The following is a 26,093-nucleotide window of genomic DNA, read 5'->3' as shown; positions in this document are numbered from 1 at the left end:
TCGGGACGCGTCGCACCGCGCACTAGGCTGACGCGGTGCCTGCGACCGACCCGTCCGTCGACGACCTCCTCGACGTCGCGGTCGGTGTCCTCGGCGGCACCCGCCGGGACGGCCAGCACCAGATGGCTGTCGCCGTGGCGCACGCCCTGGAGACCGGTGAGCACCTGCTCGTGCAGGCCGGCACCGGCACCGGGAAGTCCCTCGGCTACCTCGTACCGGCTGTGCGGCACGCGGTCGTCGCCGACGAGAAGGTCGTCGTCTCGACCGCGACGCTCGCGCTGCAGCGCCAGGTGATCACGCGCGACCTGCCGCTCGTGGCCGACGCGCTCGCGCCGAGGCTGCCGCGGCCGCCCCGGATCGCGCTCCTCAAGGGCTGGCACAACTACGTCTGCGTGCACAAGGTGGCGGGCGGCTACCCGGAGGACGACGCCGGGACGTTGTTCGACCTCGGCGAGCACGCGGGCGCCGCCGAGCACCCCGCCCTCGGCGGTTCCGGGAAGGCGGGCGCGGGCGAGTCGCTCGGCGACCAGGTGGTGCGCCTGCGGGAGTGGGCGGACCAGACCGAGACGGGCGATCGTGACGACCTGGTGCCCGGCGTCAGCGACCGGGCGTGGCGGCAGGTGTCCGTGACGTCGCTCGAGTGCCTCGGCTCCAAGTGCCCGATGCTCGACGAGTGCTTCCCGGAGCGTGCTCGCGCCGCGGCCCGTGAGGCGGACGTCGTCGTCACCAACCACGCGATGCTCGGGATCGCCGCGTCCGGCTCGCCGGGCGTCCTCCCCGAGCACGAGGTGCTCGTCGTCGACGAGGCCCACGAGCTCACCGACCGCGTCACCGCGCAGGCCACGTCCGACCTGTCGCTCGGCAGCATCGAGCACGCCGCACGGCTCGCACGCCGGTACGGCGGGGTGCCCACGACGGACCTCGACTCGGCCGCCCAGGCGCTCGCCGCGGTTCTCCTCGAGCTCCCCGAGGGACGGTTCCCGCAGGGCCTCCCGGACGCGGCGCGCGATGCCGTCGCCGCCGTCCGTGACGCGTCCCGCACGCTGCTCAGCGTCCTCAAGCCCGACACGTCGTCCGGCGCCAAGCAGGCGTCCGGCGACGGCGGCATCAAGATGGCCTCGTCCGCGATGCTGGCGCTGTTCGAGGTCGCGGAGCGCATGGCGGCCGACCCCGAGGACAACCGGCACACCGTGCTGTGGTGCGCCCGCACCGAGGACCGGCGCGGCTCGGTGCAGACCCGGCTGCACGCCGCACCCCTCGCAGTCAACGGGCTCATCCGCACGAACCTCCTCGCCGGGCGCTCCGGGGTCCTCACGTCCGCGACCCTCGCCCTCGGCGGCTCGTTCGACCCGGTGGCGCGTGCGGTCGGGCTGGAGGTCCGGCCCGATGCCGAGCCCGTCGGACCGCGGTCGCTCGCGCCCGAGGAGGGGGACGCCGCGGCGGTGCCCGAGAAGGCCGAGGCGACGGGCACGCCGTGGGTCGGGCTCGACGTGGGCAGCCCCTTCGACTACCCGCGCCAGGGCATCCTCTACGTCGCCCGACGCCTGCCGCCGCCCGGCCGTGAGCCCGCGACCGACGCCCAGCTCGACGAGATCGAGGCGCTCGTCACCGCCGCGGGCGGCCGGACGCTCGGCCTGTTCTCCTCCCGCCGCGCGGCGATCGCCGCGGCTGCGGCCATGCGTGACCGGCTCGACGTCCCCGTGCTGCTGCAGGGCGACGACCAGCTGCCGACGCTCGTCTCCCGCTTCGCCGCGGACGAGCCCACCTGCCTGTTCGGGACGCTCTCGCTCTGGCAGGGCGTCGACGTGCCCGGACCGGCGTGCCGGCTCGTCCTCATCGACCGGATCCCGTTCCCGCGCCCCGACGACCCCGTGCGGTCCGCCCGCTCGGAGGCGGTCGCGTCCGCGGGCGGCAACGGCTTCATGGCGGTGTCCGCGACCCATGCGGCCCTGCTGCTCGCCCAGGGCGCCGGGCGGCTCATCCGCACCGTCGAGGACCGCGGCGTCGTCGCCGTCCTCGACCCGCGCCTGTCGACCGCGCGGTACGGCGAGTACCTCGCGGCGTCGCTCCCGGACTTCTGGCGCACGACGGACCGCGACGTCGCCGAGCAGGCGCTGCGGCGTCTGGCCGCCTCCGACTAGCCTCGACGGTGTCGGGCCTCCGGGCGCCGGCCACGCCGACACCGCCGGGTGCGCGCGTGCGAACCGAGGAGGGTGCATGACCGAGAGCCGCGACAGCGACGACGAGCAGCTCGCGCCGTCGACGCCGCACCGCCGCACGTCCAAGCTCGCGATCGTGGGTGCGGGTGCGGTGGGCTCGACGATGGCGTACGCCGCGCTCATGCGCGGGGCCGCCCGGACCGTCGCGCTGTACGACATCAACAGCGCGAAGGTGAACGCCGAGGTCCTCGACCTCGGTCACGGCATCCAGTTCATGCCGATGGCGGAGGTCGTCGGCTCCGACGACATCGCCGTGTGCGCCGACGCGGACGTCGTCATGTTCACCGCCGGAGCCAAGCAGAAGCCCGGCCAGACGCGCATGGACCTCGCCGAGGCGACCATCTCGCTCGTCCGCAAGGTGCTGCCGTCGCTCGTCGAGGTGGCACCCGACGCCGTGTACGTCATGGTCACCAACCCGGTCGACATCGTCACCTACGCGGCACTGAAGCTGTCCGGGCTCCCGCCCACGCAGCTGTTCGGCTCGGGCACCGTGCTCGACTCGTCGCGGCTGCGGTATCTCATCGCGCAGCAGACGGGCGTCGCGGTGCAGAACGTGCACGCCTACATCGCCGGCGAGCACGGCGACAGCGAGCTCCCGCTGTGGAGCTCCGCGAGCATCGGCTCCGTCCCGCTGCTCGAGTGGAACGGGCTCGGCGAGCACGGGCCCCTCACCGCGCAGGTGCGCGACGACATCGCGCGCGAGGTCGTCGAGTCCGCCTACCGCATCATCGAGGGCAAGGGGGCGACGAACTACGCGGTCGCACTCGCCGGGTCGCGGATCATCGAGGCGATCCTCAACGACGAGCGCCGCATCCTTCCGGTGTCGTCGCTGCTCGACGACTTCTACGGCATCAGCGACGTGTGCCTGTCGGTGCCCGCCATCGTCGGCGCGCAGGGCGTCGGAGACCGGCTCGCGGTCCCGATGTCCGTCGACGAGCTCGCGGGCCTGCGCCGTTCGGCGGACGCGCTGCGCTCGGTCGCCCAGCAGTTCGGCCTCTGATCCGACGCGGGCTCGGACCCGTTCGCCGAGCGGGTCCGGGCTCTTTCGGCGAGCGGGCCCGGGCCCGATCAGCGGACGGGTTCAGGCCAGTTCCGCGGGCCGGTCCCTGCCCGTTCGGCGGTCTGGTCCCGGCCCCGGACTCCGGCCTTCCGGAGCGCCTCCACGAGCTCGGGTCGCCGCATGTGCGACCGACCGCGGATCCCACGGCGCGCAGCCTCGTGCCGCAGCGCCCGCACGGTCCACGTGTCGAGGGGCGCCTCCTGCGCCGCGCCCCGAGTGCCCCGCTGACCGACGGGCTGGACCGCCGGCGCGCCGGTGCTCGTCGCACGCCAGCCGGGATCGCGCACGCGTCCAGGCATCGTGGCTCCGATCCGGCCTGGCTCGCGTCAGGCCTCTCGACGACAGCCTGACCCGAGCCGTCCCCGGGTGCACGCGCGACGCGGCACCCGGGGCGATCGGACCGGTCAGAGGCTGCGCAGCACGCTCACGACACGGCCGAGCACGGTGGCGTCGTCGCCCGGGATCGGCGCGTACGCCGGGTTGTGCGGGAGCAGCCAGATGTGCCCGTCCGTGCGCTTGAACGTCTTGACGGTCGCCTCGCCGTCGATCATCGCGGCGACGATCTCACCGTTCTCCGCGACGGGCTGACGCCGCACGACGACCCAGTCCCCGTCGCAGATGGCGGCGTCGATCATCGAGTCGCCGCTCACCTTGAGCAGGAAGAGCTCGCCGTCGCCGACGAGCTGGCGGGGGAGCGGGAACACGTCCTCGACGACCTGCTCCGCGAGGATCGGGCCGCCGGCGGCGATGCGACCCACGACGGGCACGTAGGACGGCGTCGGGACGGACTCGTCACCGTCGGCGCCCGCGAAGGCGGGGCGCGAGTCGTCGGGCGCGGTCCAGGCGCCGACGCCGCGCGAGTCGTCGGGGTGCACGACCTCGATGGCGCGCGGGCGGTTCGGGTCGCGCCGCAGGTAGCCCTTGCGCTCGAGGGCCATGAGCTGGTGCTTGACGCTCGACGGGCTGGTCAGTCCGACCGCCTCGCCGATCTCGCGCATGCTCGGCGGGTACCCGCGGGACTCGACCGACGACCGGATGGTGTCGAGCACGAGCCGCTGGCGCGCCGTGAGCCCGTCGGGTCCCTGCGCGCCGTCCGGCAGCGCGTGGACGGTCGCCAGGTCAGTCTCGCGCGGGGACGTGTCCCGTGTGTCCGCCACTGCACCCTCCTTCGTCGGGGCCTCGACGTGGCACCCGCGTCCCGTTCCTGCGAGCCGCGGTCGCGGCTCCTCGGGCTGGTCGCCCTGCGGGCCACCCGCCCCGGTCACGGTCGTGTCAGTGGTCGGTGGTGGGCTGTGCTCGCACCGCAAGCCTAGGGATCACGAGCGTCCAGATCAAACATCTGTTCGATCAGATCTCGACACGTGTCGGCGGGTGCTGGTAGAACTCGTACAGGCGTTCGTAGAACACCCGTTCGAAAGCATCTCGGCTGACAGGCCGGGCGACAGCGGATGAGCCGGCACCTGCCGGACCGGAAGAGGGAGCGAGCCACGATGACTGCACTGGTGATGACCCAGCCCCGGGGCGTCCGGGTGCCCGCCTCGGCCCTCCCGGCCCTCCCGGCCCTCCCGGGCGGCGCGGTGCGTCGTGCGCGCTCGGCCGCACCGTCGGACGAGGCGCCGCTGCGGCTCACGGCACGCGGCCGTCGCGTCCTGCTCGTGATCGTGCTGCTCGTGGTCGGCGTCGGTCTCGCGCTCATGCAGGCCGACCGGGCCTCCGCGGACGGACCGACCGGTGCCGTCGAGGTGGTGCGGCACGTCGTTCAGCCGGGGGAGACGCTGTGGGACATCGCACGCCAGGTCGCCGGCCCGGAGGAGGATGTCCGCGACGTCGTCCTGCATCTCGTCGAGCTCAACCGGCTGCCCAGTGGTGGCCTCATGGCGGGTCAGTCCATCGTCATCCCGACGTCCTGACATGAGTTGGGTGACGGTCATCTGCGCCCGATGGGGTGGTGTGCAGGGCGCGCCCGGCGGAGTGGGCGGCGGTCGGTTGACCAGCTACCTGGGCGGCGGCTAGGTTAGCCTTACCTCACTAGGCGGGCTGGGGGGCTCGTCTGAGGAGCGGGACGCCGGTGCGCGAGCACCGACGGCCACCGCAGCACCGGGCGTGGCCGAGGCGAGTCGGCAGCGCCGCGAGGACGGGGGCGTCCTCGTCGGGGGCGGCCGCCGTGCGCGGCCGCCCCCGAGCTGCCCGCGCGACCTCTCCGGCACGTCCGCACGCGTCGCCTTGCATGCGGAGAACACGGTGGCCTAGCGTCGCCTGGACGTCCACGGCGAGCGCGGTCCTGCGTCGTCGGGTCTGCTCGAAGGGGTTCGCGGTGCACTGTCCGTTCTGCCGACACCCGGACTCCCGGGTGGTCGACTCCCGCACGTCCGACGACGGCTCCTCCATCCGCCGACGCCGTCAGTGCCCGCAGTGCAACCGGCGGTTCACGACGGTCGAGACGGCGAGCCTGTCCGTCGTCAAGCGGTCCGGCGTCACCGAGCCGTTCAGCCGCGAGAAGATCGCCGGAGGCGTCCGCAAGGCGTGCCAGGGCCGACCCGTGAGCGAGGACGACCTTGCGCTGCTGGCGCAGCGGGTCGAGGAGACGCTCCGCTCGTCGGGCTCGGCCGAGATCGACGCGTACGAGATCGGCCTCGCGATCCTGGGCCCGCTGCGAGAGCTCGACGAGGTCGCCTATCTCCGGTTCGCGAGCGTGTACCAGGCCTTCGACTCCCTCGAGGACTTCGAGGCGGCGATCACCGTCCTGCGTGCGGACCGCGAGGAGGCCGGACGAGGCGGCCAGGACGCGGTCGCCGACGAGGCCGCGGTCACCCCGGGAGCATCCTCGGCGACGTAGGTTCGTCGGGTGATCCCTGACGACCTGTCCCTGCTCCGTGTCCCCGGCACCGCCGCCGTCCTCCCCGACGGGAGCGCGGCGATCGTGTCGGTGACCCATCCCGACCTCGAGGCCGACGAGTACGTCGGCCAGCTCTGGACCGTGCCGCTGACCGCGGACGGCCCCGCGGCGCCGACGCCGTTCACGCGCGGGCACCGTGACACGTCGCCGGTCGTCTCGCCGGACGGGCGGTGGGTCGCGTTCTGCCGCGCGGAGCCGAAGGGTAAGCCGCAGGTGTACGTCGTCGAGGCGACGGGCGGTGAGCCGGTGCGGCTCACGGACGCCCCGCTGGGTGCGGCGGCGCCGCGCTTCTCGCCGGACGGGACGCGCCTGGCGTTCCTCGCCCGGGTCCCCGACGAGGGCCGGTACGAGCCCGACGGCGACCCGTCGGGCGAGCCACCGCGCCACATCACCGAGCTGCGGTACCGGGCGGACGACCTCGGCTTCGTCAGGGACCGCCCGAAGCACCTGTTCGTGCTGGACGTGCCGACCGGGGACCTGATCGGCGCCGAGCCGCCCCGGCCCGTCGCGCTGACTGCCGGTGACCTGGAGGTCGGTGAGGCGCGGTGGCTCCCGTCGGGTGAGGCACTCGTGGTGACGGCGGCCCGGCACGCGTCCCGCGAGTCCGACCTGCGTGCCGATGCGGTCCTCGTCGATGCACGGCCAACCGGCGAGCCGGCAGCGCCGCGTCCGCTCACGGACGCCGACGCGGGCAGCACCCTCGACGTCCACGTCGCGCTCCCGTCGACGGACGGCAGCACCGTGTGGCTCGTCGCGACCGACCTCGGTCCGTCGGGGCTCGACTTCGTCGCCGCGCAGGCCGGACTGTTCCGGCTGGTCCTCGACGGGAGGGGCAACCCGGTGAGCGCTCCCGAGCGGCTCACGGACGCGGAGTCGGTGAGCCTCGTCGGGTCCGTGCTCGTCGAGGCCGAAGGCTCGCCGCTCGTCGCCGGTGAGCACCGTGGCGCCGTGCACCTGCTCCGGCTCGACGAGCTCGGCGCGCTGGTCCCGGTGCTGGCCGGGACGCATGTCGTGCAGGGCGTCGCGGTGACGGCGGACGGTCGCCGGGCCGTCGTCACGGCGGCTGGTCCGACGACGTCGGGCGACCTGGTCGAGGTCGACCTCGGCACCGGTGCGAGCCGGGTGCTCACCGACCTGTCGGCGCCGCTCGTCGCGACGGGTCGCGTGCGGGTCCCCGCCGAGCTCACGGCGACCGCCCCGGACGGGTACCCGGTGCACGGCTGGGTCGTGCAGCCTGACCCGGAGCGTTTCGGTGCCGGTCCCCACCCGACGGTCCTCATGGTCCACGGCGGCCCGTTCGCGCAGTACACGCACGCGCTGTTCGACGAGGTGCAGGTGCTGGCCGAGGCCGGGTACGCGGTCGTGCTCGGCAACCCGCGGGGCTCGTCCGGCTACGGGCATGCGCACGGGGCGGCGATCCGGGGCGCGTTCGGCACGGTCGACACGGACGACGTCCTCGCGCTGCTCGACGCCGCGTTGACGGACCCGGCGCTCGACGGCGACCGTGTCGGCGTCATGGGCGGCTCGTACGGCGGGTACATGACCGCGTGGCTGACGACGCGCACGGACCGGTTCGTCGGCGCGATCGTCGAGCGCGGCTTCCTCGACCCCGTGAGCTTCGTCGGGTCGAGCGACATCGGCTGGTTCTTCGGGCTGGCCTACCTCGGCGACGACCGGGACGCCGACGGCGCTGCGGCGCTCGCCGCGCAGTCCCCGATGGCGCACGTCGATGCCGTGCGGACACCGACGCTCGTCATCCACTCCGAGCAGGACTGGCGGTGCCCGGTCGAGCAGGGGCAGCGGTGGTTCGTCGAGCTCAAGCGTCGGGGGGTGGAGGCCGAGCTTCTGCTGTTCCCCGGCGAGGGGCACGAGCTGACCCGGTCGGGTCGGCCGCGGCACCGCAAGCAGCGTTTCGACCACGTGCTGGCCTGGTGGGCCAGGCATCTGCCGGTGCAGGCCTGACGGGCGGCGGGGCCGCGGTCACCGGTCGCTCGACCGCGGCCCCCACAGGTTGATGCCCGCCTCGACGGCGTGCGGCTCGATCGCGCGGAGCTCGTCGGCGGACAGCGGCGGGTCGGAGGCGACGGCGAGGCTCTCGTCGAGCTGCTCGACCGTCCGCGCTCCCACGAGCACGGACGTGATGCGGGCGTCGCGCAGGACCCAGGCGAGAGCGAGACGGGGCAGCGTCCGGCCGCCCCCGCGGGCGATCGCGTCGAGTGCTCGCACGTGCCCGAGCACCTCGTCGGTCAGCCACTCCGGTCGCAACGGCCCACCGCGAGCGGCGCGCGAGTCGGCAGGCACGCCCGCCAGGTAGCGTCCGGTGAGCATGCCCTGGCCGAGCGGCGAGAACGCGACGACGGCCATCCCGGCCTGCGCGGCGACGTCGAGCAGGGACCGCCCGTCCGGTCCCGGTCGCTCGACCCAGCGGTTGAGCAGCGAGTACGCGACCTGATGCACGACGAGCGGGACCCCGACCCGGTCGGCGACCCGCAACGCCTCGACGGTCCGCTCGGCGGAGTACGACGAGATCCCGACCTGCCGCGCCTTGCCGGACCGCACGGCCTGCGCGAGCGCCCCCACGGTCTCCTCGAGCGGCGTCGCGCCGTCGAAGCGGTGGCTGTAGAACACGTCGACCGTGTCCACGCCGAGCCGCCGCAGCGACTCGTCGAGCGATGCCCGCAGGTACTTCGCGGACCCGAACTCGCCGTACGGCCCTGGCCACGCCCGGTAGCCCGCCTTCGTCGTCAGCAGCAGCTCGTCGCGGCGGCCACGCAGCTCGCGACCCAGCAACCGGCCCATGGACTCCTCCGCCGCGAACGGCGGGGGTCCGTAGTTGTTCGCGAGGTCGAGGTGCACGACACCGCGGTCCACGGCGTGCAGCACGAGGCGCCGCTGGTCGTCGAACGACGTCCCCGAGCCGAAGTTCTGCCAGAGCCCGAAGGACACGACGGGCAGCGACAGCCCGGACGGCGACCGTCGGTGGGGCAGTGTGCTCACCGGGCGACCGTACCCGGCCGGACCGTCGCGGACGGGACGCGCCAGTCGACGGCCGCCCGCGCCGAGCCGGTGGTCCGAGGACCCGTCCGCGGGTGGGAGCATTCCCCTGGCGCCCTCGCGCCGCGTCGGTCAGGCTGGCCGTCGGGGCCGACGACGCCCTCAGCACCGAGCACCCCACAGGAGGAGACGCCCATGGCGAACGACGAGAGCACCGCCGGGGCGGTGACCGAGGACACGAAGGCGAAGTTCCGGGAGGCGCTGGAGCGCAAGAAGTCCACGCAGCACCGGACCGCCGACGGTTCCGTGAACACCGGTCAGGTGCACGGGTCCGAGACCTCGGGTCCGGCCCAGCGCCGGTTCCAGCGCAAGAGCGGGTCCGCCTGACCTCACGACGACGAACGCCCCCTGCCTCGCACCGAGGCAGGGGGCGTTCCGCGTGTCAGGCGGTCAGGACAGCAGGCGCAGCCGGACCGACTCGGGCCGCGACGACAGTGCCTCGACCACGGCGGCGTCGACCGGCGACCCGGCGTCCGTGACCACGTAGCCGAGCTCGCCGTGCGTCGCGAGGAGCTGGCCCTCGATGTTGACGCCGTGCTCCGCGAGCGTCGCGTTGACCGCGGCGAGGACGCCCGGCACGTTGCGGTGCAGGTAGGCGAGGCGGTGCACGCCCGGCGGCTGGTCGAGCGCCACGTTGGGCACGTTGACCGACAGCGTCGTCGAGCCGGTCGCCAGGTAGTCGCGCACCTTCTGCGACACGAACTGGCCGATCGCCTCCTGCGCCTCCTCGGTCGAGCCGCCGGTGTGCGGCGTGAGGATGACGTTCGGGAGGCCGCGCAGCGGGGACTCGAACGGGTCGCCCTTGCGCTTCGGCTCGACCGGGAAGACGTCGATCGCGGCACCGCTGAGGTGGCCCGAGACGATCGCGTCGCGCACCGCGGCCGGGTCCACGACGAACCCGCGCGACAGGTTGAGCAGCACCGAGCCGGGGCGCATGCGGGCGATCTGCTTCGCGCCGAACAGGCCCGCGTTGCCGCTGCGGCCGTCGACGTGCAGCGTCACGACGTCGGCCGTCTCGAGCAGCTCGTCGAGCGTGTGCATGCGACGGGCGTTGCCGAGCGCGAGCTTCTCCGCGGTGTCGTAGAACACGACGGACATGCCGAGGTTCTCCGCGAGCACCGACAGCTGGGTGCCGATGTTGCCGTACCCGATGATGCCGAGCGTGCGCCCGCGGACCTCGTGCGCACCGGTCGCCGACTTGTTCCAGACGCCGTCGTGCATCGCCTTGTCGAACTCGGTGAGCCGGCGCGTGAGCGCGATGATGTCGGCGATCGCGATCTCGACCACGGAGCGCGTGTTCGAGAACGGCGCGTTGAACGTGGCCACACCGCGCGACGCGGCGGTCGCGAGGTCGATCTGGTTGGTGCCGATGCAGTACGCGCCGATCGCCACGAGGTCGGGCGCGTTCTCGAGCACGTGGGACGTGACGTGCGTCTTGGAGCGGATGCCGAGGAGGTGCACCCCGTCGAGCGCCTCGATGAGCTCGGACTCGTCGAGCGCGCCCGTGCGGGTCGTCACGTCGAACCCGGCGGTCTCGAGGATCTCGCGGGCCTGGGGGTGGAGGTTCTCCAGCAAGAGGGCTTTCAGCACGTCCCTATGGTGCGCCCCTCCTGGGCCGGAACCCAGGACGGTCCGGCCCTCGGACAGCCGTCTCAGGCCAGACCGGCGGGCAGCGGCGCCGAGTGGAGCACGTGCAGGCTGCGCGTGGGTCGGGTCATCGCGACATACAGGTCGCCGGCGCTCGCGGCGAGCACCTCCGCGGGCTCCACGAGCACGACGACGTCGAACTCGAGCCCCTTGGCCTCCTTCGGTGTCAGCAGGACGAGCGTCGCGTCGAGGTCGGCGGCGGACGACGTGGAGCCGACGACGGCCTGGACCCCCGCGTCGGCGAGCACCTGCGCGAGCCCGGCGATGCGCGCGGCGGGGGCGATGAGCGCCACGCGGCCGGCGCCCGTGGCGTCCCGCACCTCGGTCGCCGACTTCTCGGCCCGCCTGGTCGCCGCGACGGCCAGCCCGTCGGCGGGCACCTCCTCGACGACGAGCGCGTCGGGCACCTCGCGAGCCGACGTGAGCGGGCTCACGGGGAGCCCGGCCGCGACGGCCACACGCCGCGCGGCGTCGGCCACGGCGGCGGGCGTCCGGTAGTTGACCGTGAGCTCCGACAGCCGCCAGGTCGAGCGCATCACCGGGTCGAGCATGCGCGCCCAGTCGCGGGCACCCGCGGCGGCGGTCGTCTGCGCGACGTCCCCGACGATCGTGAGCGAGCGGGTCGGGACGCGGCGCAGCAGGCTCCGCCACGCCATGGCGGACAGCTCCTGTGCCTCGTCGACGACGACGTGCCCGTACGTCCACGTCCGGTCGGCGGCGGCGCGCTCGGCTGTCGTGAGGCTCGGGCCGGACGACGCGAACCGGTCGGCGAGCATCTCGGCCGACACGAGGGCGCCGCTGCCGGTCGACGCGAGCACCTGCCGGGCGTACTCCAGCTCGGACTGCCGGCGCTCGGCGGCGGCGCGTGCCTGCGCCCGGGCGGCCTGGTCGTCCTCGCCGAGCAGCTCGGCGGCCTCGTCGAGCAGCGGGACGTCGGCGGGGGTCCACGGCGCGTCCGCGGGCCGCTCGAGCATCGCGCGCTGCGCGGGGGACAGGCCCCGGGCGGCCGACTCCAGGCGCGCCGGCTTGGACCACAGGTCGGAGATCAGCTTCTCGGGGGTCAGCGGCATCCACGCGAGGTTGAGCGCGATGCGCACCTCACGGGTGGTCCGCAGCTCCTCGACGATCTCGCCCCGCTCGTCGGCCGGCACCTCGAACTGCAGCTGGCTCACGTACTGGTCCGCGAGACGCGCGAGCATGTCACGCACGAAGCCGACGCGCGCGAGGTTGTGCGGCTTGTGGTTGCGCCGGGCCCGGGCGATCGCCTGGGCGACGTCCTGCGGCCGGACGACGACGGTGCGCCCGTCGACCCGGATGCGGGTGGGCTGCGCGGGCACCCGCTGACGGTCGTGCACCGCGCGCGCCACGACGTCGGCCATGAGGGCGCGGCCCTTGAGCTCGGCGACGGCCTCGTCCTCGTCGGCGGTCGCGACGATGCCGGGAAACAGCTCGGCGATCGTGCTGGTGACGACGCCGGTCTCGCCGAGGGACGGCAGCACCTGGTCGATGTACCGCAGGAACGTGCGGCTCGGACCGACGAGCAGCACGCCCGAGCGCTCCAGGAGCCGCCGGTGGGCGTAGAGCAGGTACGCGGCACGGTGCAGCGCGACGGCCGTCTTGCCGGTGCCCGGACCGCCCTGGACGACGAGCGCGCCGCCGAGCTCGGACCGGATGATCGCGTCCTGCTCGGCCTGGATGGTCGCGACGATGTCACCCATGCGGCCCGTGCGGCCGGCGGCGAGCCCCGCGAGCAGGGCGCCCTCGCCCGAGAGGCCCGACAGCCGGGCGTCGCCCTCGTCCTCGAGCAGGTCGAGGTCGAGCACCTCGTCCTCGACGCCTGTGACGGTGCGGCCGTGGGTGACGACGTGCCGGCGCAGCACGACGCCGTCCGGGTGCGCTGCGGTCGCCCGGTAGAACGCCTGCGCGGCCGGCGCACGCCAGTCCGTGAGGAGCTGGGTCTGCTCCTCGTCCGTCAGGCCGAGCCGGCCGATGTACCGCCTGGACCCGCCCTCGAGGTCGAGCCGCCCGAACACGAGCCGCTCCTCGACGGCCTCGAGCTGCGCCACGCGGTCCTCGTACAGCGTCGCGAACGCGTCGCGCTCGCTGCGGTTCTGCGGCGACCCCGACGGCCCGGTCCGGCGGACGTGCGCGAGCCGCTCGCGCGTCGCCGCGCGGAGCGCGTCGAGGCGGGCGTAGCGCTCGTCCACGGCCTCCTGCTCGCCGGCGAGCTCGCTGTCGATCCCTGCCACTGCGCGTTCTCCTGTCCGCCGGTGGGGCCCGGCGTCGACGTCCTGCCGCGCGGCGTCCGGACGGTCGGGGGACGGCACGGGCGCGCGAGCGGCCGTCCATTATCCGCCTCCGCGGACGCCGACGCACGCATCCGTCCGGGTGGCGCGTCCCCACCGGTGCGCGGGAGACGGCGTCGCCCCTTACGCTCACTGCCAGTCAGCACCCGAGAGGACATCCGTGCCCCCATCACCGACCGAGGCCGGCGAGCAGCGTCGCGCCGTGCCGGACGCGCCGTCCGCCCGCGCCGGCGACGCGGCGATCCGGCTCCTGCTCGTCGAGGACGACGACGGGGACGCGCTCCTGGTCCGCGAGCACCTGGCCGACGCCGGACTCGTCGCGGACCTCGTGTGGGCCCGCACGCTCGACGAGGCGCTCGACCACCTCGACGTCGACTGCGTGCTGCTGGACCTCGGCCTCCCGGACGCGATGGGGATCGGCGCGCTGGAGCGCCTGCTGGCCGCGGGCGCGCCCGCCGTCGTCGTGCTGACCGGCCTCTCGGGTGCCGATGCCGGCCTGGCAGCGGTCGCCGCGGGTGCGCAGGACTACCTGGTCAAGGGTGAGGTCGACGGTGAGCTGCTCGGCCGTTCGGTGCGCTACGCCGTGCAGCGGCGCCAGCTCGAGCACGCAGGTCGCGAGCTCTACCGCAGCATGGTCAGGGCGGAGGAGACGAACCGGCTGGAGCGCGCCCTGCTGCCCACGCCGTCGGTCCGCGACGCGGGGCTCCAGGTCGGCGTGGGCTACCGCGCGGGGCGGGACGGCCTCCTGGGCGGCGACTTCTACGACGTCGTCGAACGGCCGGACGGCACGGTCCTCGTGATGGTCGGCGACGTGTGCGGGCACGGACCTGACGAGGCGGCGCTCGGCGCGACGCTGAGGACGGCCTGGCGCACGCTCGTGCTGGCCGACGTCCCGGCCGACGAGATCCTGCCGCTGCTCGAGCGCGTCCTGGGCACGGAACGTGCGCACCCGTGGATCTTCACGACGGTCTCGATGCTCGCGGTCGCCCCCGACCGTGCGTCCGCGGACCTGTACCTCGCCGGGCACCCGGTGCCGCTGCTGCTCGGCAGCCCGTCCACGCTGCTGCCGACGCAGCGGCGGGGGCGCGCGCTCGGCATCCCCGTCCCCGGCGGCTGGGCGCCGCAGCGTCTGTCGCTCGGCGACCGGTGGCGGATCCTGCTCTACACCGACGGCGTCCTCGAGGCGACCGTCCACGGCGGCACCGAGCGGCTCGGCAAGGCGGGGCTGCTCGCGCTCGTGGACGCGGCGCTGGCCGCCGACGGCGAGACGGAGGCGGACGGCCTCGTCGACCGGGTGCTGCACGACGTGCGCGTGCTGCACGGCGGCGACCTCGTCGACGACGCCGCCGTCGTCGTCGTGGGGTGGCGCGCGTGAGCGCTCCCGGGCCGCTCGTGCGGCAGACCTCGACGCTGCGCGGGCGCCTGCGGGCCCTCCTCGTCACGGCGGGCGTCGTGCTCGGTCTCGTCCTCACCGCGACCGGTCTCGTCTTCGCCCACCTCGTGGACGTCCAGCACACCGTGACGCTCGAGTACTTCGACGCGATCACCCAGGCGAACGGCGCGTACATCCGGCTCGTCGACGCGGAGACCGCCGTCCGGGGGTACGCCTTGACGGGCGACCCGGTCACGCTCGAGCCGTACGAGCGGGCACGCGAGGAGGGCGTCGACTTCGCGGCCCTCGCCGAGGGCGTCGCGAGCGCCGCCGACGACGAGGAGCTCGCCCGCACGTCCCGGGCGGCCGCGGAGGCCGCCGAGCGGTGGGAGACGGAGTTCGCGGCGCCGCTGATCGCCCAGATCGAGTCGCAGGGGCACGAGTCGGTGCAGCCGGACCAGGTCGAGAGGGGCAAGCGGCTCTTCGACGAGACGCGCACCGCCGCCACCGCGTACCTCGACCACCTGCGGGAGCTGCGGGCCGCCGGTGTCGCGGACCTCGACCGGTGGACCCGTATCGCGTCGTCCATCGTCTCGGTGCTCGTGCTCGCCGCGATCGCCGTCGGGGTCCTGCTCTGGGTCGCGCTCAAGCGGTGGGTCGTGGAACCCGTCGACGCGCTCGCCGCGGACGCGCGCGCGGTGTCGTCCGGCGAGCTCGACCACCCCGTCCAGGCGACCGGCCCGGGCGAGATCGCGACGCTCGCGGCGGACGTCGAGACGATGCGCGTCTCGCTCGTCCGACAGGTGCAGGTGGTCGAGGCGAGCCGCGCCGAGATCACGCTCGCGCACGACCGGCTCACCGAGCAGGCGGAAGAGCTGCGTCGCTCGAACCGCGACCTCGAGCAGTTCGCGTACGTCGCGTCGCACGACCTGCAGGAGCCGCTGCGCAAGGTGGCGAGCTTCACCCAGCTCCTGCAGAAGCGGTACGGCGGCCAGCTCGACGAGCGGGCCGACCAGTACATCGAGTTCGCCGTGGACGGCGCCAAGCGCATGCAGCGGCTCATCCAGGACCTGCTCGGGTTCTCCCGGGTGGGGCGCGTCGGCGGCGAGGTGAGCGACGTCGACCTGGGCCAGACGCTCGCGCAGGCCGAGGACAACCTCGAGGAGTCGATCGCCGAGGCGCACGCGGTCGTCACGCACGACGAGCTTCCGGTGGTGCGCGGCGAGTCGGCGCTGCTCGTCCAGCTGTTCCAGAACCTCGTCGGCAACGCCGTGAAGTTCCGCCACCCGGACCGCCCGCCCCACGTGCACATCTCGGTGGCGCGCACCGACGACGCGTGGCAGTTCGAGTGCCGCGACAACGGGATCGGCATCGACGCCCAGTACGCTGACCGCGTCTTCGTCATCTTCCAGCGGCTGCACGCCAAGGACGTGTACGAGGGCACCGGCATCGGGCTCGCGCTGTGCAAGAAGATCGTCGAGTTCCACGGCGGCCGGATCTGGATCGACCAGCGGGAGGGCGACGGGACCAGCATCTGCTGGACGTTGCCGGACCGGACCTGACCTCGCCCGCCGGGCGACGAGAGCGGAGTGCTGCGTGCCGAACGAAAAGATCATCGACGTCCTCCTGGTCGAGGACGACCCGGGCGACGTCCTGATGACGCGCGAGGCCTTCGAGCACAACAAGGTCCGCAACCGCCTCTCGGTGGTCGCCGACGGCGTGAGCGCCATGGAGTTCCTCCGCAAGGAGGGCGAGCACGCCGACGCCCCGACGCCCGACCTGATCCTGCTCGACCTCAACCTGCCGCGGATGGACGGGCGCGAGGTCCTGCAGGCGCTCAAGGCGGACGACAGCCTGCGCTCGATCCCGGTCGTGGTGCTCACCACGTCCGAGGCGGAGGAGGACGTCGTGCGCAGCTACTCGCTGCACGCCAACGCGTACGTCACGAAGCCCGTCGACTTCGACCGGTTCATCGACGTCGTCCGGCAGATCGACGAGTTCTTCGTCGAGGTCGTGCGGCTGCCGGGCCGCTGACGGGGGAACACACCTCCCCACCTGTGCGTTGTGGCCCGGTGTACCTGCTCGACGAGGGCAGGCGCCGGACGGAAGTGAGCGCACACGCATGCTGAACCCCTCGGACATCTACGACGTCGACCCGGAGGTCGCCGCGCTGCTCGAGACCCGTGCCCCGGAAGGGTCGGGCCCGGTGCTGGTGCACGCGGTGCGCGGGTTCGTCGACGCGGGCAGCGCGGGGTCGCTGCTGGCCGACCACGTCACGGACGAGCTGCCCAGCTCGCGTCTCGTGACGTTCGACGTCGACCAGCTGCTCGACTACCGGTCGCGCCGCCCGATGATGACGTTCGACGCGAGCACGTGGAGCGCGTACGAGGAGCCGGAGCTCGTCATCGACCTCGTCGACGACGTGAACGGTGTCCCGTTCCTGCTGCTGCACGGCGTCGAGCCGGACGTGCAGTGGGAGCGGTATGTCGCCGCCGTCCGCCAGATCGTCGAGCGCTTCGACGTCTCGCTGACGGTCGGCGTGCACGGCATCCCGATGGGGATCCCGCACACGCGTCCGATGTCCGTGACCGCGCACGCGACGCGTCCCGAGCTCGTCGCCGACCACGCCGCGTGGTTCGGCACCGTCCAGGTCCCGGCGAGCGCGAGCGCGCTGCTGGAGCTGCGGCTCGGACAGTCGGGGCACGACGCGATGGGGTTCGCGGTGCACGTGCCGCACTACCTCGCGCAGTCGGCGTTCCCGCAGGCGACCGTCGCGGCGCTGCACAGCGTCGAGCGGGCGACGGGCCTCGACCTCAGGTCGGCGGCCCTGACGGAGGCGGCCGGCGAGGCGATGCGGGAGATCGAGCGCCAGGTGGCGGGCTCGGAGGAGGTCGGCGCGGTGGTGCAGGCGCTCGAGGAGCAGTACGACGCGTTCGCGCGCAACGCCGGCCGGACGAACCTGCTCGCCGGGTCCGTCGACCTGCCGACGGCCGAGGAGCTGGGCGCCGAGTTCGAGCGTTTCCTCGCGCAGCAGGGGGACGACGGAACGCCGTCCTGATCTGTGACCGAACCTTTACCGGATCGTTGTGGGAGCGTTTCTGACAAGCGTCCGAAAACGTGGCGTGGCCCACACTGCCATGCAAGGATGCCAGCGTTGCAGTGACGTACTCGTTTGACCGGCGCCGATCCCGGGGTTGACCTCGGCGGTCGATCCCGACCAGTCGTTCCGGCTGGGCCATCCGGTGCAGGACGTGAGGCATTGCGGCACGGCACGGGCAGAAGGCGCGGCCGTCACCGGTTGGACAGAAGGAACAGAACATGGCACAGGGTGCTGTCAAGTGGTTCAACGCTGAGAAGGGCTACGGCTTCATCGCCCAGGACGGCGGCGGCGCCGACGTCTTCGTGCACTACTCCGCGATCGACACGCAGGGCTACCGCTCGCTCGACGAGGGGCAGCGCGTCGAGTTCGAGATCACGCAGGGCGACAAGGGCCCGCAGGCCGAGCGCGTCCGCCCGCTCTGATCTCCCGATGACGGTCGCACCGCGACCACACTTCTGACGCAGGGCCGCACCTCCGGGTGCGGCCCTGCGGCGTCTCTCGGGTGGTGCGCGTGCCGATCACGCGTCGGCCGGCTCCGCGTCGGTCTCCGGCGCTGTCTCCGGCGCCCGGTCGAGCAAGGGCGGGGTCGCGCCGCGGAAGGCACGGAGCTCGTCGCCGTGCAGCAGCCGCGCGGGCGCCGGGAGGCTGCGGATCGCGCGGTCCAGCGCCGCCGACGGGAGCACCGCGGCGTCGTCGGTGCCCGCGAGGACCACGTTCCCGTACCCGCGGCCGCGCAGCAGCGCAGGCTCCGCGACCGCGGCGACGTCGGCGAACACCTCGGCGAGAGTCGCGACCTCGGCGCGCGTCGTCGTGAGCGGCGGCCGGTCCGCGCAGTTGGCGAGGTAGAGGCCGCCCGGACGGAGCACCCGCGCGACGTCACGCGTGAACTCCAGCGTCCGGACGTGCGCCGGGGTGGTGTCGCCGGCGAACACGTCGCGCACCACGACGTCCGCCGACCCGTCGGCCATGGCCGCGAGCTGTTCCCGGGCGTCGCCCGACCGGATGCGCAGCGCGGGGGAGCGCGGCAGGTCGAACCAGCCGCGCACGAGCTCGGGGAGGCCCGTGTCCAGCTCGACGGCGATCTGCTGCGACCCCGGACGCGTCGCGTGCACCCAGCGGGCGAACGCGCACCCCGCGGCGCCGAGATGGACGACGGTGAGCGGCCCGCCGCTCATGTCGAAGCGGTCGACGACAGCGGCGAACTGCTGCATGTACTCGAACACGAGCCGGGTCGGGTCGGCCAGGTCGAGGTAGGAGCTGGGCACGCCGTTGACGAGCACGGTGACGGCGTCCGCGTCGTCCGGGTCGGCGACGAGCTCGACGGTTCCGGTCGCGATGGGTACCGGACCGGTCGGCCACGACGCCCGTCGTGTGGGTGGTCGCTGCGAGGCTGGTGCACGTCGGGAGCTGCGGTCACGGCCGGACATGCGCCCACGGTACGCAGCGGCAACCGACGGGCGCGTCCACGTGACGGTTGACGGACATCGAACACCTGTTCGATACTGAGTGGCGGGAAGGAGCTCACGCGATGGCACACCAGATCGACCGACCTCTGCCGGGCGTCGGCGCGCCGGGTTCCGCACGCGTCGCGGAGCTGCTCAGCCGCGCGGACGCGGAGCTCCTCGCCGCCCAGTTCTCGTCCGAGGCGTGGGAGCAGTTCTCGCACGCCCATCTCGCGGCGGTGCGCGCAGGCGCCGCCGTGGTCGCCGCGACCGGACGCCCGAGCGGTCGGCGTGGACCCCGCTCGGTCTGGGAGATGCTCGACGCCGTCGCCCCCGAGCTCGCACGCTGGTCCGCCTACTTCGCGGGTGCGGCGTCGCTGCGCTCGGCGGTGGACGCCGGACGGTTCGACGCGATCTCGCCCGCGCGGGCCGAGCAAGCCGTGTGCGCCGCGGAGGACTTCGTCGACGCGACCCGCGACCTGCTCGACGCGCGAGCCGACGTCGTCGACGAGCGCTCCGCGCGGATGCTGACCGTGAGGGCGTCATGAGGGGACGTCCGCGGCGGTGAGCAGCGGACCGCGGTCGGACGCCGCCCGGCGCGACGAGCGCGACGGCGAGGACGGCTGCTCGGTGCTCCACGTCGAGCTCGACGCGTTCTTCGCCTCGGTCGAGCTCGCTCGCCGTCCGCAGCTGCGCGGACGGCCGATGATCGTGGCCGTCTCCGACGGTGGTGTCGTGCTCGCAGCGACCGACGAGGCGCGTGCGCTCGGCGTTGATCGGCCCATGCCGGTGGCGACGGCCCTCACGCTCTGCCCGCAGGCGGTGGTCGTCTCTCCGGACCCCGCGACGTACCGCGAGGTGTCGGTGGGTGTCATGGCCGTCCTGCGCGACGTCACCGCGATCGTCGAGCAGGTCGGCCTCGACTCCGCGTTCCTCGACGTCAGGGGAGCGCGCCGGAGGCTCGGCCCGCCGTCGGACATCGCGGCGCGCATCCGGTCGCGCGTGCGGGACGACTTCGGCCTCACGTGCTCCGTGGGGATCGCGTCGACCAAGGCCGTGGCGGTGCTGGCCTCGAGCCTCGCGGGACCGGACGGGGTGCTGCTGGTGCCCAAGGCGGCCGCGCTCAGCTTCCTGCGTGCCCTTCCGGTCGGCGCGCTCGGGGGTGTGGGGCAGCGTGCCGAGGCCGCCCTGGCGAGTCGTGGAGTGCGCACGGTCGCCGACCTGGCCGACAGCGACCTGGCGGTCGTCCAGCGGGTCGTCGGCGCGGTGGCGGGGTCCCACCTGTTCGACCTGGCGTGGGGACGTGACCCGAGGCCGGTCGACCCGGAGCGTGCTGAGCGCTCGGTCGGTGCGGACGTGACGTTCGAGGACGGCGCGGCGGATGTGTGCGCGATCGAGCTCGCGGCACTGGAGCTCGCCGAGCGGTGCACCGCGCGACTGCGTCAGCGAGGCAGGGTCGCTCGCACGGTGAGCGTCACGGTGCGGACCTCCGACCTCCGGACGCTCACTCGTTCGCGCACGCTCACGACACCGACCGACGTGGGTCGGGAGGTGAATCTCGTGGCCCGGACGCTGCTCGCGGGAGCGGACCTCGGCGGCCAGCCGGTGCGACTCGTGGGGCTCCGGCTCGAGGGGCTGTCGGCGGCATCCGGCCTGGTCCGTGACCCGACGCCGGAGGAGGCGTCGGACCTCCCGGACTCGCGGTGGCGAGGTGTCGATCCCGCCGTCGGTCAGCCGTGCGACGTGTCCGGGGCTGCGGCGGTCTGGGCGAGCGCCACGCCGGTCGGTCGGCCCGCCGCTTCGACTACCACCATCGTTCCCTCCGATCTATCCTGAACCCGTCATGGGTTTTCCTTGGTGCAACGGGGGTCAGGATGCCTCTCTCCGAGTACGAGCAGCGCGTACTTGAGCAGATGGAGCGCCAGCTGACGTCTGACGACCCTCGGCTCGCGAACACGCTGACCCAACGTGGACGACGGTCGTTCGGTCGGTACGCGCTCGCGGGTACCGGTGCGGTCGTCGGCCTGCTCGTCCTCGTGCTCGGTGCCGCCAACAGCACCGCGTGGCTCGGCGTCATCGGGTTCGTCGTGATGTTCGCGGCAGTCGCGTTCGCGTTCGCGAAGCCGCGCAGCGCGGCGGCCCGCCGCGGACCGCAGGGCACGGTGCAGGCGGACGGCGCCATCAAGCCGGCCGCCGCCTCCCGGCACCACAAGCCGGGGTTCATGGCACGGCTCGAGGAGCGGTGGGACCGCCGGCGCGGCGAGAGCGGCCGCTGATCTGACGTCGACGACCGTCGGCACGAGGACGTGCCGGCGGTCGCCTGCTGTCCGGGGTCGGAAGAAGGACCAGGTCGCTGGACTCGCGGCTCGCGCGCGACGAGCGCGCCGGGGGTCGGGCACGCTCGGCGCGGTCAGCCGCCGCGGACCAGGTCGCTCGGCTCCGCCGCGTCGGCCGACGCGGGCGCGCCGCCCGTCTGGCGCTCCTTGAGCAGCGTCTCGACACCGCCTACCAGCTCGTCGACCCACCGGTCGAGCTCGTCGGGGTCGAACTCGATGGGCTCACGGGCGTACCGCTCCCGCTCGACGGTGCGCGCGAGCGCGACGAGCGCAGCCTCGGGCGCACCGCTGAGGGCGGTTCCGGACGCGGTCCGGACCTGGTCCTGCACGGTGGCGACCACACCGCGCGGGGTGGTCGCGTCGGTCCACGTGACGCCTCGGTTCGCGAGCCCGCGCCGGGCGCGGAGCCAGGCCCGCTCGGGAGTGAGGTCGGCCCGGGTGCGGGTCCGGCGCCGGGCGACGGTGAGACCGAGGATGCTCGCGACGAGCACGAACCCGACGACCACCCCGATCGTCACCCAGTGGTCGCTGGTCGACTCGGCGGTGGCGGTGGACGACTGCCCGCTCGGCCGGGTCGTGGCGACCGACGGTGCGACGCCGCTCGGCGCGGCCTCCGACGGCTGGCTGCCAGGCTGCGAGATGGCGGTGAACGGGTCGCTCCAGATGGGCGGCGCGCCCGTCTGGACGGCCGGCGTCGGCTCGAAGCGGACCCACCCGGAGCCCTCGAAGTAGAGCTCGGGCCACGCGTGCGACTTCTTCCCGCTGACCAGGTAGAGGCCGTCGCCGTTGGTGTCGCCGGGCAGGAACCCGACGCCGACGCGCGCGGGGATGCCGAGCGTGCGCGCCATCATCGCCATCGACGTGGCGAACTGGACGCAGTACCCGCGTCGGGACTGGAGGAAGTCCCACACGGCGTCGGAGCTGCGGGCCGGGGGGACGCGGGTGTCGTACGTGAAGTTGGTCGTCGCGCGGAAGTACGACTGCAGGTCCATGGCCTGCTCGTACGGGGTGGTCGCGTCCTCGGTGACGTCCTTGGCGAGGGCGGCGATGTCGCCCGCGTGCGACGTCGCCGGCACGACGAGCGAGGCGCCGCCGTCGCCCGGGTCGCCGACGTCCGCGTTCTCGAGGTCCTCGGCCTTGAGGTCGGGGACCTCCACCACCATGCCGTAGTGCATGCCGTCGAACGTGCTGCGCTGGCCGACGACCTCGTCGCGCTTCTCGTCGTACCCCCACGCGCCCCGCACGTCGACGGTTCGCGGGAACGTGCTGACCGGAAGGTGCCGCTCGCGGAGCGACCCGACCTCGACCTGCACGGTCGCGAGGGTCCCGCGCGCGGCGTCGGGCGCGCTGCCGCGGATCTCGGGGTCGGACGTGAGGAGCTCGTCGGGTTCCCACGTCCCGCTCGGGTCGGCGTCGTCGCGCTGCCAGGTCTGGCCGTCGAACGAGGTGAGCGTGAAGGCCCGCAGCGGTCCAACGAGCCGGGCGGTCACGGTGTCGACAGGGTCGGCCGACGCGCCCGGCGACGGCTCGACGACCGCGGGTTCCGGCTGGCCGTCCGCGCCGACCACGGTGTAGCGCAGCACGATCTGCCCGGACCGGGTGCCGAGGCTCTCGCGCAGGTCGAGGTTGTCGCTCAGCTGCAGCGGGCCGACCGGGCCGGTGCCGAAGTCGGGGAGCCGCAGCGACGCCCACCCAGGCAGCGCGGCGATGACGGGCCCGGCGACGAGCGTGGCGACGACGACGCCGGTGGCGCACACGACGGCGGTGCCCACGCGTCGTCCGCCGTCGCTGTGCGCGGAGGCCGGCGCGGCGCCGAGGGCGAGCAGGAGCAGGTAGGCCAGGCCGGTCCAGGCCAGCGCCCAGGCGCTCGCGGGGAAGCCGAGGACGACGGCGGGGAACCACAGCGTCACGAGCGCCAGCCCGGCCCACGCGGGCGCGCCGAGCCCCACGGCGACCAGGTCGGCCAGGAGCAGCACGAGGAGCGCGCCGGTCACGACGAGCAGCTCGGCGGGCCGGACGCCGGGCATGGGGACGAGCGACTGGTTGATCACGGTGACGCCCTCGTGCGCCGCCGCGAGGGTCCGCTCGAACGCGCCGACGTCGGGCAGCACCTGGATGCGTCCGGGGGGCGCGCCGTACCGGACGACCAGACCCGCGACCGACACGAGCAGCCCGGCGAGCGTCGGGGCCCACCAGGAGCGGGTCACGGCGCGGACGCCTGCGCACACGGCGGCGACCAGGACGATCGCGACCCAGGCCCGGACGAGCCAGGTGGTGCCGTCGATGAGCCCGGTCAGCGCGAGCAGGCTCGACCCGGTCGCGACGGCGCACAGGCCCGTCGCGAGGGTCGCCCGGGGACCACGGGGGATCCGCGCGCGCGCGTTCATCGCACGCTCCCGAGCAGCCGGAGCCAGCACGCGACGAGGTCCTCTCCGGGAACCACGACGCACGCGCGCCAGCCGGCCCGCTGCAGGGCGTGCACCGTGTGCTCGGCCTCGCGCTGCTGCGCCGGGTTCGGGCCCTCGGCACGCACGACCGCCCAGCCCTGCGCGGTGTCGGCCACGTGCGCGAGCGCGGCGCGGGCGGTCCCGCCCAACGGGCCGAGCACGGCCAGCACGATCTCGCCGCCCGCGTCAGTGGTCTCGAGGAGGTGCGCCGCGGAGACGAGCTCGGCGTCGGCCTGCTCGCTGGTGCGCGGCGCCTCGAGGTCGACGGTGCGGTCCAGGAGCGCGGCGCGGACGGCAGGGCCGGTGCGGGCGTGCACGAAGCCGACGGGGGACCGGCGCGCGAGGGCCGACCCGGGTGCGACGTCGGGGGCAGCACCGCCGACGAGGCGCACGGGGTGACCGGCGTCGAGCATCGCGAGCGCCATCGACGCCGCGAGCGAGATGCTCCACTCCAGCGCGGCCGCGCGGGCCGGGAGGTCGAGCAGGACGGAGACGGGGCGCATGCCGGCCCGCTCGTCGGAGCGCACCATGAGCGCACCGCGCCGGGCGCTGCTGCCCCAGTGCACGCGCCGCAGGTCGTCGCCCTCGCGGTAGTCGCGCAGCGAGGCGTCGTCGGTCGACGGGGTGCGTGCCCCGAGGGCGACGCGGTCCGGCTCGCCGACGAGCACGTCGGACGGCGTCGGCAGCGGGACGACGGCGGGCCACACGACGACCTCGGCGGGGTCACCGAGGGTCGCGGTCGTGCGCGCGACGCCGAACGGGTCGGTGCGCGTCACGACGAGCGGCCCCAGCGGCCAGCGACCCCGGCGCGCGGCCTGCACGGTGTAGCTGACGGTGACGCGCTGCGCGCTGCGGGCCACCCGGGCGCGCAGCGGTCGGCCCGCGGACAGCTCGGTCGCGGCCTGCTCGGCGAACTTCAGGCCGGCGAGCCGCACGCGCGCGGCCTGGTCGGTCGCAGTGATGACGACGTCGACGAGCGCCTCCTCACCGGCGTGCACGGGGTTCGGCGTGGTGCTGCGCATGATCGACAGCCGGTGCCTGCCCCGTCCGGGGTCGAGCAGGCCGACGCCGATCGCGGCACCCACGACGAGCAGCAGCGCGAGCGAGCCGATGCGCACGAGGTCCACGGACCCGAGGAACACGCCGACGAGCATCACGGCGACGCCGGCGAACGCGAGCCCCCAGCCCCGGGTCGTGGGTCGAAGTCGCATCAGCCGATCGCGCGACGGGCGCGCGCCGTCCCGACGCTCACCGGGAGCGGGATCCGCTCGACGATCTCCCCGACGATGTCGGAGGTGCTGCGCCCCGAGAGGCGCGACTCGGTGCTGGGCAGCAGACGGTGCGCGAGCACCGGCTCGGCGAGCTGCTGGACGTCGTCGGGAAGCACGTGGTCGCGGCCCCCGATCGCCGCGAGGGCCTTCGCGGCCCGGAGCAGCTGGATCGCGGCGCGCGGAGAGGCCCCGAGCCGGAGGCCGTGGTCCTCCCGGGTGGCCGTCACGAGGTCGACGACGTACCGCTTGACGGCCGGGGCGGCGTACAGGCGGCGTGCGGTGTCGATCAGCGTGCCGACCGTCGCGGCGTCCGTGACGGGCTTGAGCGCGTCGAGCGGGTCCGACGTCTCCTGCAGGTCGAGCATGTCGAGCTCGGCGTCGACGCTCGGGTAGCCGACGGTCAGCCGGGCCATGAAGCGGTCGCGCTGCGCCTCCGGCAGGGGGTAGGTGCCCTCCATTTCGACCGGGTTCTGCGTGGCGACGACCAGGAACGGCCGGGGCAGGGGATAGGTCTGCCCGTCGACGGTGGCCTGCGCCTCCTGCATGCACTCCAGCAGGGCCGACTGCGTCTTCGGCGAGGCGCGGTTGATCTCGTCGCCGATGACGACGTGCGCGAAGACCGGTCCGGGCCGGAACTCGAACTCGTGCGTCTGGCTGCGGAAGATGTTGACGCCGGTGAGGTCGCTCGGGAGCAGGTCCGGCGTGAACTGGATGCGGCCCACCGTGCAGTCGATCGTGCGCGCGAGCGCCTTGGCCAGCGTCGTCTTGCCGACGCCGGGCACGTCCTCGAGCAGCAGGTGACCCTCGGCGAGCAGGACCGCGAGTGTCGTGCGCACGAGCTCGGGCCGTCCGGTCATCACCGACTCGATGCCGGCCCGCATCTGTGTCGTGATGTCGACGACGTCGTCGAGCTCGCTCGACGACGGCACGGCCTGCAGCATGA

General features: G+C 74.0%; 22 protein-coding genes. 14 read left to right on the top strand and 8 right to left on the bottom strand.

Annotated elements, in window-relative coordinates; genetic code table 11:
• Positions 1 to 35 precede the first annotated feature (35 nt).
• Together J7523_RS05875 and J7523_RS05870 are read left to right on the top strand one after the other, a co-directional pair.
• Entirely contained in the window at positions 36 to 2,141 is a 2,106-nt protein-coding gene (locus J7523_RS05875; RefSeq protein WP_291883523.1) for an ATP-dependent DNA helicase, read from the top strand.
• 76 nt (positions 2,142 to 2,217) lie between these two features.
• Positions 2,218 to 3,219, top strand: a complete 1,002-nt coding sequence (locus tag J7523_RS05870; protein ID WP_291883520.1) for an L-lactate dehydrogenase — start codon at positions 2,218 to 2,220, stop codon at positions 3,217 to 3,219.
• Between the two features lie 464 nt (positions 3,220 to 3,683).
• Here the strand turns inward: J7523_RS05870 and lexA are convergent, their stop codons facing one another.
• Entirely contained in the window at positions 3,684 to 4,397 is a 714-nt protein-coding gene (gene lexA, locus J7523_RS05865; RefSeq protein WP_291883690.1) for a transcriptional repressor LexA, read from the bottom strand.
• A gap of 372 nt (positions 4,398 to 4,769) precedes the next feature.
• Here lexA and J7523_RS05860 point away from each other — a divergent pair, with 372 nt between their 5' ends.
• The 3 genes from J7523_RS05860 (at position 4,770) to J7523_RS05850 (ending at position 8,137) form a co-directional block, all read left to right on the top strand.
• Positions 4,770 to 5,189 carry a LysM peptidoglycan-binding domain-containing protein gene (locus tag J7523_RS05860; RefSeq protein ID WP_291883516.1) on the top strand — a complete coding sequence of 140 codons (420 nt, stop codon included), beginning with the start codon at positions 4,770 to 4,772 and terminating at the stop codon, positions 5,187 to 5,189.
• Positions 5,190 to 5,593: 404 nt separating this feature from the next.
• Positions 5,594 to 6,115, top strand: coding sequence for a transcriptional regulator NrdR (gene nrdR, locus J7523_RS05855; RefSeq protein ID WP_291883515.1), 522 nt, complete (start codon positions 5,594 to 5,596; stop codon positions 6,113 to 6,115).
• A gap of 9 nt (positions 6,116 to 6,124) precedes the next feature.
• Positions 6,125 to 8,137, top strand: coding sequence for a S9 family peptidase (locus tag J7523_RS05850; RefSeq protein WP_291883512.1), 2,013 nt, complete (start codon positions 6,125 to 6,127; stop codon positions 8,135 to 8,137).
• Between the two features lie 18 nt (positions 8,138 to 8,155).
• Here the strand turns inward: J7523_RS05850 and J7523_RS05845 are convergent, their stop codons facing one another.
• Entirely contained in the window at positions 8,156 to 9,172 is a 1,017-nt protein-coding gene (locus tag J7523_RS05845) for an aldo/keto reductase (protein ID WP_291883509.1), read from the bottom strand.
• A gap of 192 nt (positions 9,173 to 9,364) precedes the next feature.
• On the opposite strand from J7523_RS05845, the gene J7523_RS05840 reads away from it, so the two are divergent.
• On the top strand, positions 9,365 to 9,556 hold the full coding sequence (locus J7523_RS05840) for a DUF5302 domain-containing protein (RefSeq protein WP_291883506.1): 192 nt from the start codon (positions 9,365 to 9,367) through the stop codon (positions 9,554 to 9,556).
• A 63-nt stretch (positions 9,557 to 9,619) separates the two neighbouring features.
• Here the strand turns inward: J7523_RS05840 and serA are convergent, their stop codons facing one another.
• On the bottom strand, positions 9,620 to 10,819 hold the full coding sequence (gene serA / locus J7523_RS05835; RefSeq protein ID WP_291883504.1) for a phosphoglycerate dehydrogenase: 1,200 nt from the start codon (positions 10,817 to 10,819) through the stop codon (positions 9,620 to 9,622).
• Between the two features lie 62 nt (positions 10,820 to 10,881).
• Positions 10,882 to 13,125, bottom strand: coding sequence for an AAA family ATPase (locus J7523_RS05830; RefSeq protein ID WP_291883502.1), 2,244 nt, complete (start codon positions 13,123 to 13,125; stop codon positions 10,882 to 10,884).
• Between the two features lie 217 nt (positions 13,126 to 13,342).
• Between J7523_RS05830 and J7523_RS05825 the strand changes: the two genes are divergently transcribed.
• From J7523_RS05825 to J7523_RS05805, 5 genes are all read left to right on the top strand, one after another.
• The gene (locus J7523_RS05825) at positions 13,343 to 14,557 is read left to right on the top strand and encodes a SpoIIE family protein phosphatase (RefSeq protein ID WP_291883500.1); all 1,215 of its coding nucleotides are present in this window, start codon (positions 13,343 to 13,345) and stop codon (positions 14,555 to 14,557) included.
• Positions 14,554 to 16,116 carry an ATP-binding protein gene (locus J7523_RS05820; RefSeq protein ID WP_291883497.1) on the top strand — a complete coding sequence of 521 codons (1,563 nt, stop codon included), beginning with the start codon at positions 14,554 to 14,556 and terminating at the stop codon, positions 16,114 to 16,116. Before J7523_RS05825 ends, J7523_RS05820 begins: the two co-directional genes overlap by 4 nt.
• 34 nt (positions 16,117 to 16,150) lie before the next feature.
• Positions 16,151 to 16,588, top strand: coding sequence for a response regulator (locus J7523_RS05815; RefSeq protein WP_291883494.1), 438 nt, complete (start codon positions 16,151 to 16,153; stop codon positions 16,586 to 16,588).
• An 88-nt stretch (positions 16,589 to 16,676) separates the two neighbouring features.
• Positions 16,677 to 17,612, top strand: coding sequence for a PAC2 family protein (locus tag J7523_RS05810; RefSeq protein ID WP_291883491.1), 936 nt, complete (start codon positions 16,677 to 16,679; stop codon positions 17,610 to 17,612).
• A 260-nt stretch (positions 17,613 to 17,872) separates the two neighbouring features.
• On the top strand, positions 17,873 to 18,076 hold the full coding sequence (locus tag J7523_RS05805) for a cold-shock protein (RefSeq protein WP_203758173.1): 204 nt from the start codon (positions 17,873 to 17,875) through the stop codon (positions 18,074 to 18,076).
• A gap of 96 nt (positions 18,077 to 18,172) precedes the next feature.
• Here the strand turns inward: J7523_RS05805 and J7523_RS05800 are convergent, their stop codons facing one another.
• Complete coding sequence (locus J7523_RS05800; protein WP_291883486.1) at positions 18,173 to 19,081, bottom strand: fused MFS/spermidine synthase; 909 nt, start codon at positions 19,079 to 19,081, stop codon at positions 18,173 to 18,175.
• Between the two features lie 101 nt (positions 19,082 to 19,182).
• Here J7523_RS05800 and J7523_RS05795 point away from each other — a divergent pair, with 101 nt between their 5' ends.
• The 3 genes from J7523_RS05795 to J7523_RS05785 are packed head-to-tail and all read left to right on the top strand — an operon-like array spanning position 19,183 to position 21,372.
• Positions 19,183 to 19,644 carry an SAV_6107 family HEPN domain-containing protein gene (locus J7523_RS05795; RefSeq protein WP_291883483.1) on the top strand — a complete coding sequence of 154 codons (462 nt, stop codon included), beginning with the start codon at positions 19,183 to 19,185 and terminating at the stop codon, positions 19,642 to 19,644.
• A gap of 16 nt (positions 19,645 to 19,660) precedes the next feature.
• On the top strand, positions 19,661 to 20,932 hold the full coding sequence (locus J7523_RS05790) for a DNA polymerase IV (protein ID WP_291883480.1): 1,272 nt from the start codon (positions 19,661 to 19,663) through the stop codon (positions 20,930 to 20,932).
• A 38-nt stretch (positions 20,933 to 20,970) separates the two neighbouring features.
• The gene (locus J7523_RS05785; RefSeq protein ID WP_291883477.1) at positions 20,971 to 21,372 is read left to right on the top strand and encodes a DUF3040 domain-containing protein; all 402 of its coding nucleotides are present in this window, start codon (positions 20,971 to 20,973) and stop codon (positions 21,370 to 21,372) included.
• A gap of 134 nt (positions 21,373 to 21,506) precedes the next feature.
• On the opposite strand, the gene J7523_RS05780 is transcribed toward J7523_RS05785, so the two are convergent.
• The 3 genes from J7523_RS05780 to J7523_RS05770 are packed head-to-tail and all read right to left on the bottom strand — an operon-like array spanning position 21,507 to position 26,091.
• Positions 21,507 to 23,819 carry a DUF3488 and transglutaminase-like domain-containing protein gene (locus J7523_RS05780; protein WP_291883474.1) on the bottom strand — a complete coding sequence of 771 codons (2,313 nt, stop codon included), beginning with the start codon at positions 23,817 to 23,819 and terminating at the stop codon, positions 21,507 to 21,509.
• Positions 23,816 to 25,090 carry a DUF58 domain-containing protein gene (locus J7523_RS05775; RefSeq protein WP_291883472.1) on the bottom strand — a complete coding sequence of 425 codons (1,275 nt, stop codon included), beginning with the start codon at positions 25,088 to 25,090 and terminating at the stop codon, positions 23,816 to 23,818. The genes J7523_RS05780 and J7523_RS05775 overlap by 4 nt, the downstream gene beginning before the upstream one ends.
• Complete coding sequence (locus J7523_RS05770) at positions 25,090 to 26,091, bottom strand: AAA family ATPase (protein ID WP_291883470.1); 1,002 nt, start codon at positions 26,089 to 26,091, stop codon at positions 25,090 to 25,092. The genes J7523_RS05775 and J7523_RS05770 overlap by 1 nt, the downstream gene beginning before the upstream one ends.
• Between the last annotated feature and the right edge of the window lie 2 nt (positions 26,092 to 26,093).

Source organism: Cellulomonas sp. (genome assembly GCF_017744555.1).
In the GTDB taxonomy this organism is placed as follows: Bacteria; Actinomycetota; Actinomycetes; order Actinomycetales; family Cellulomonadaceae; genus Cellulomonas.
The sequence above is the reverse complement of the archived record's forward strand: the minus strand, read 5'-3'. Positions and strand labels throughout refer to the sequence as shown.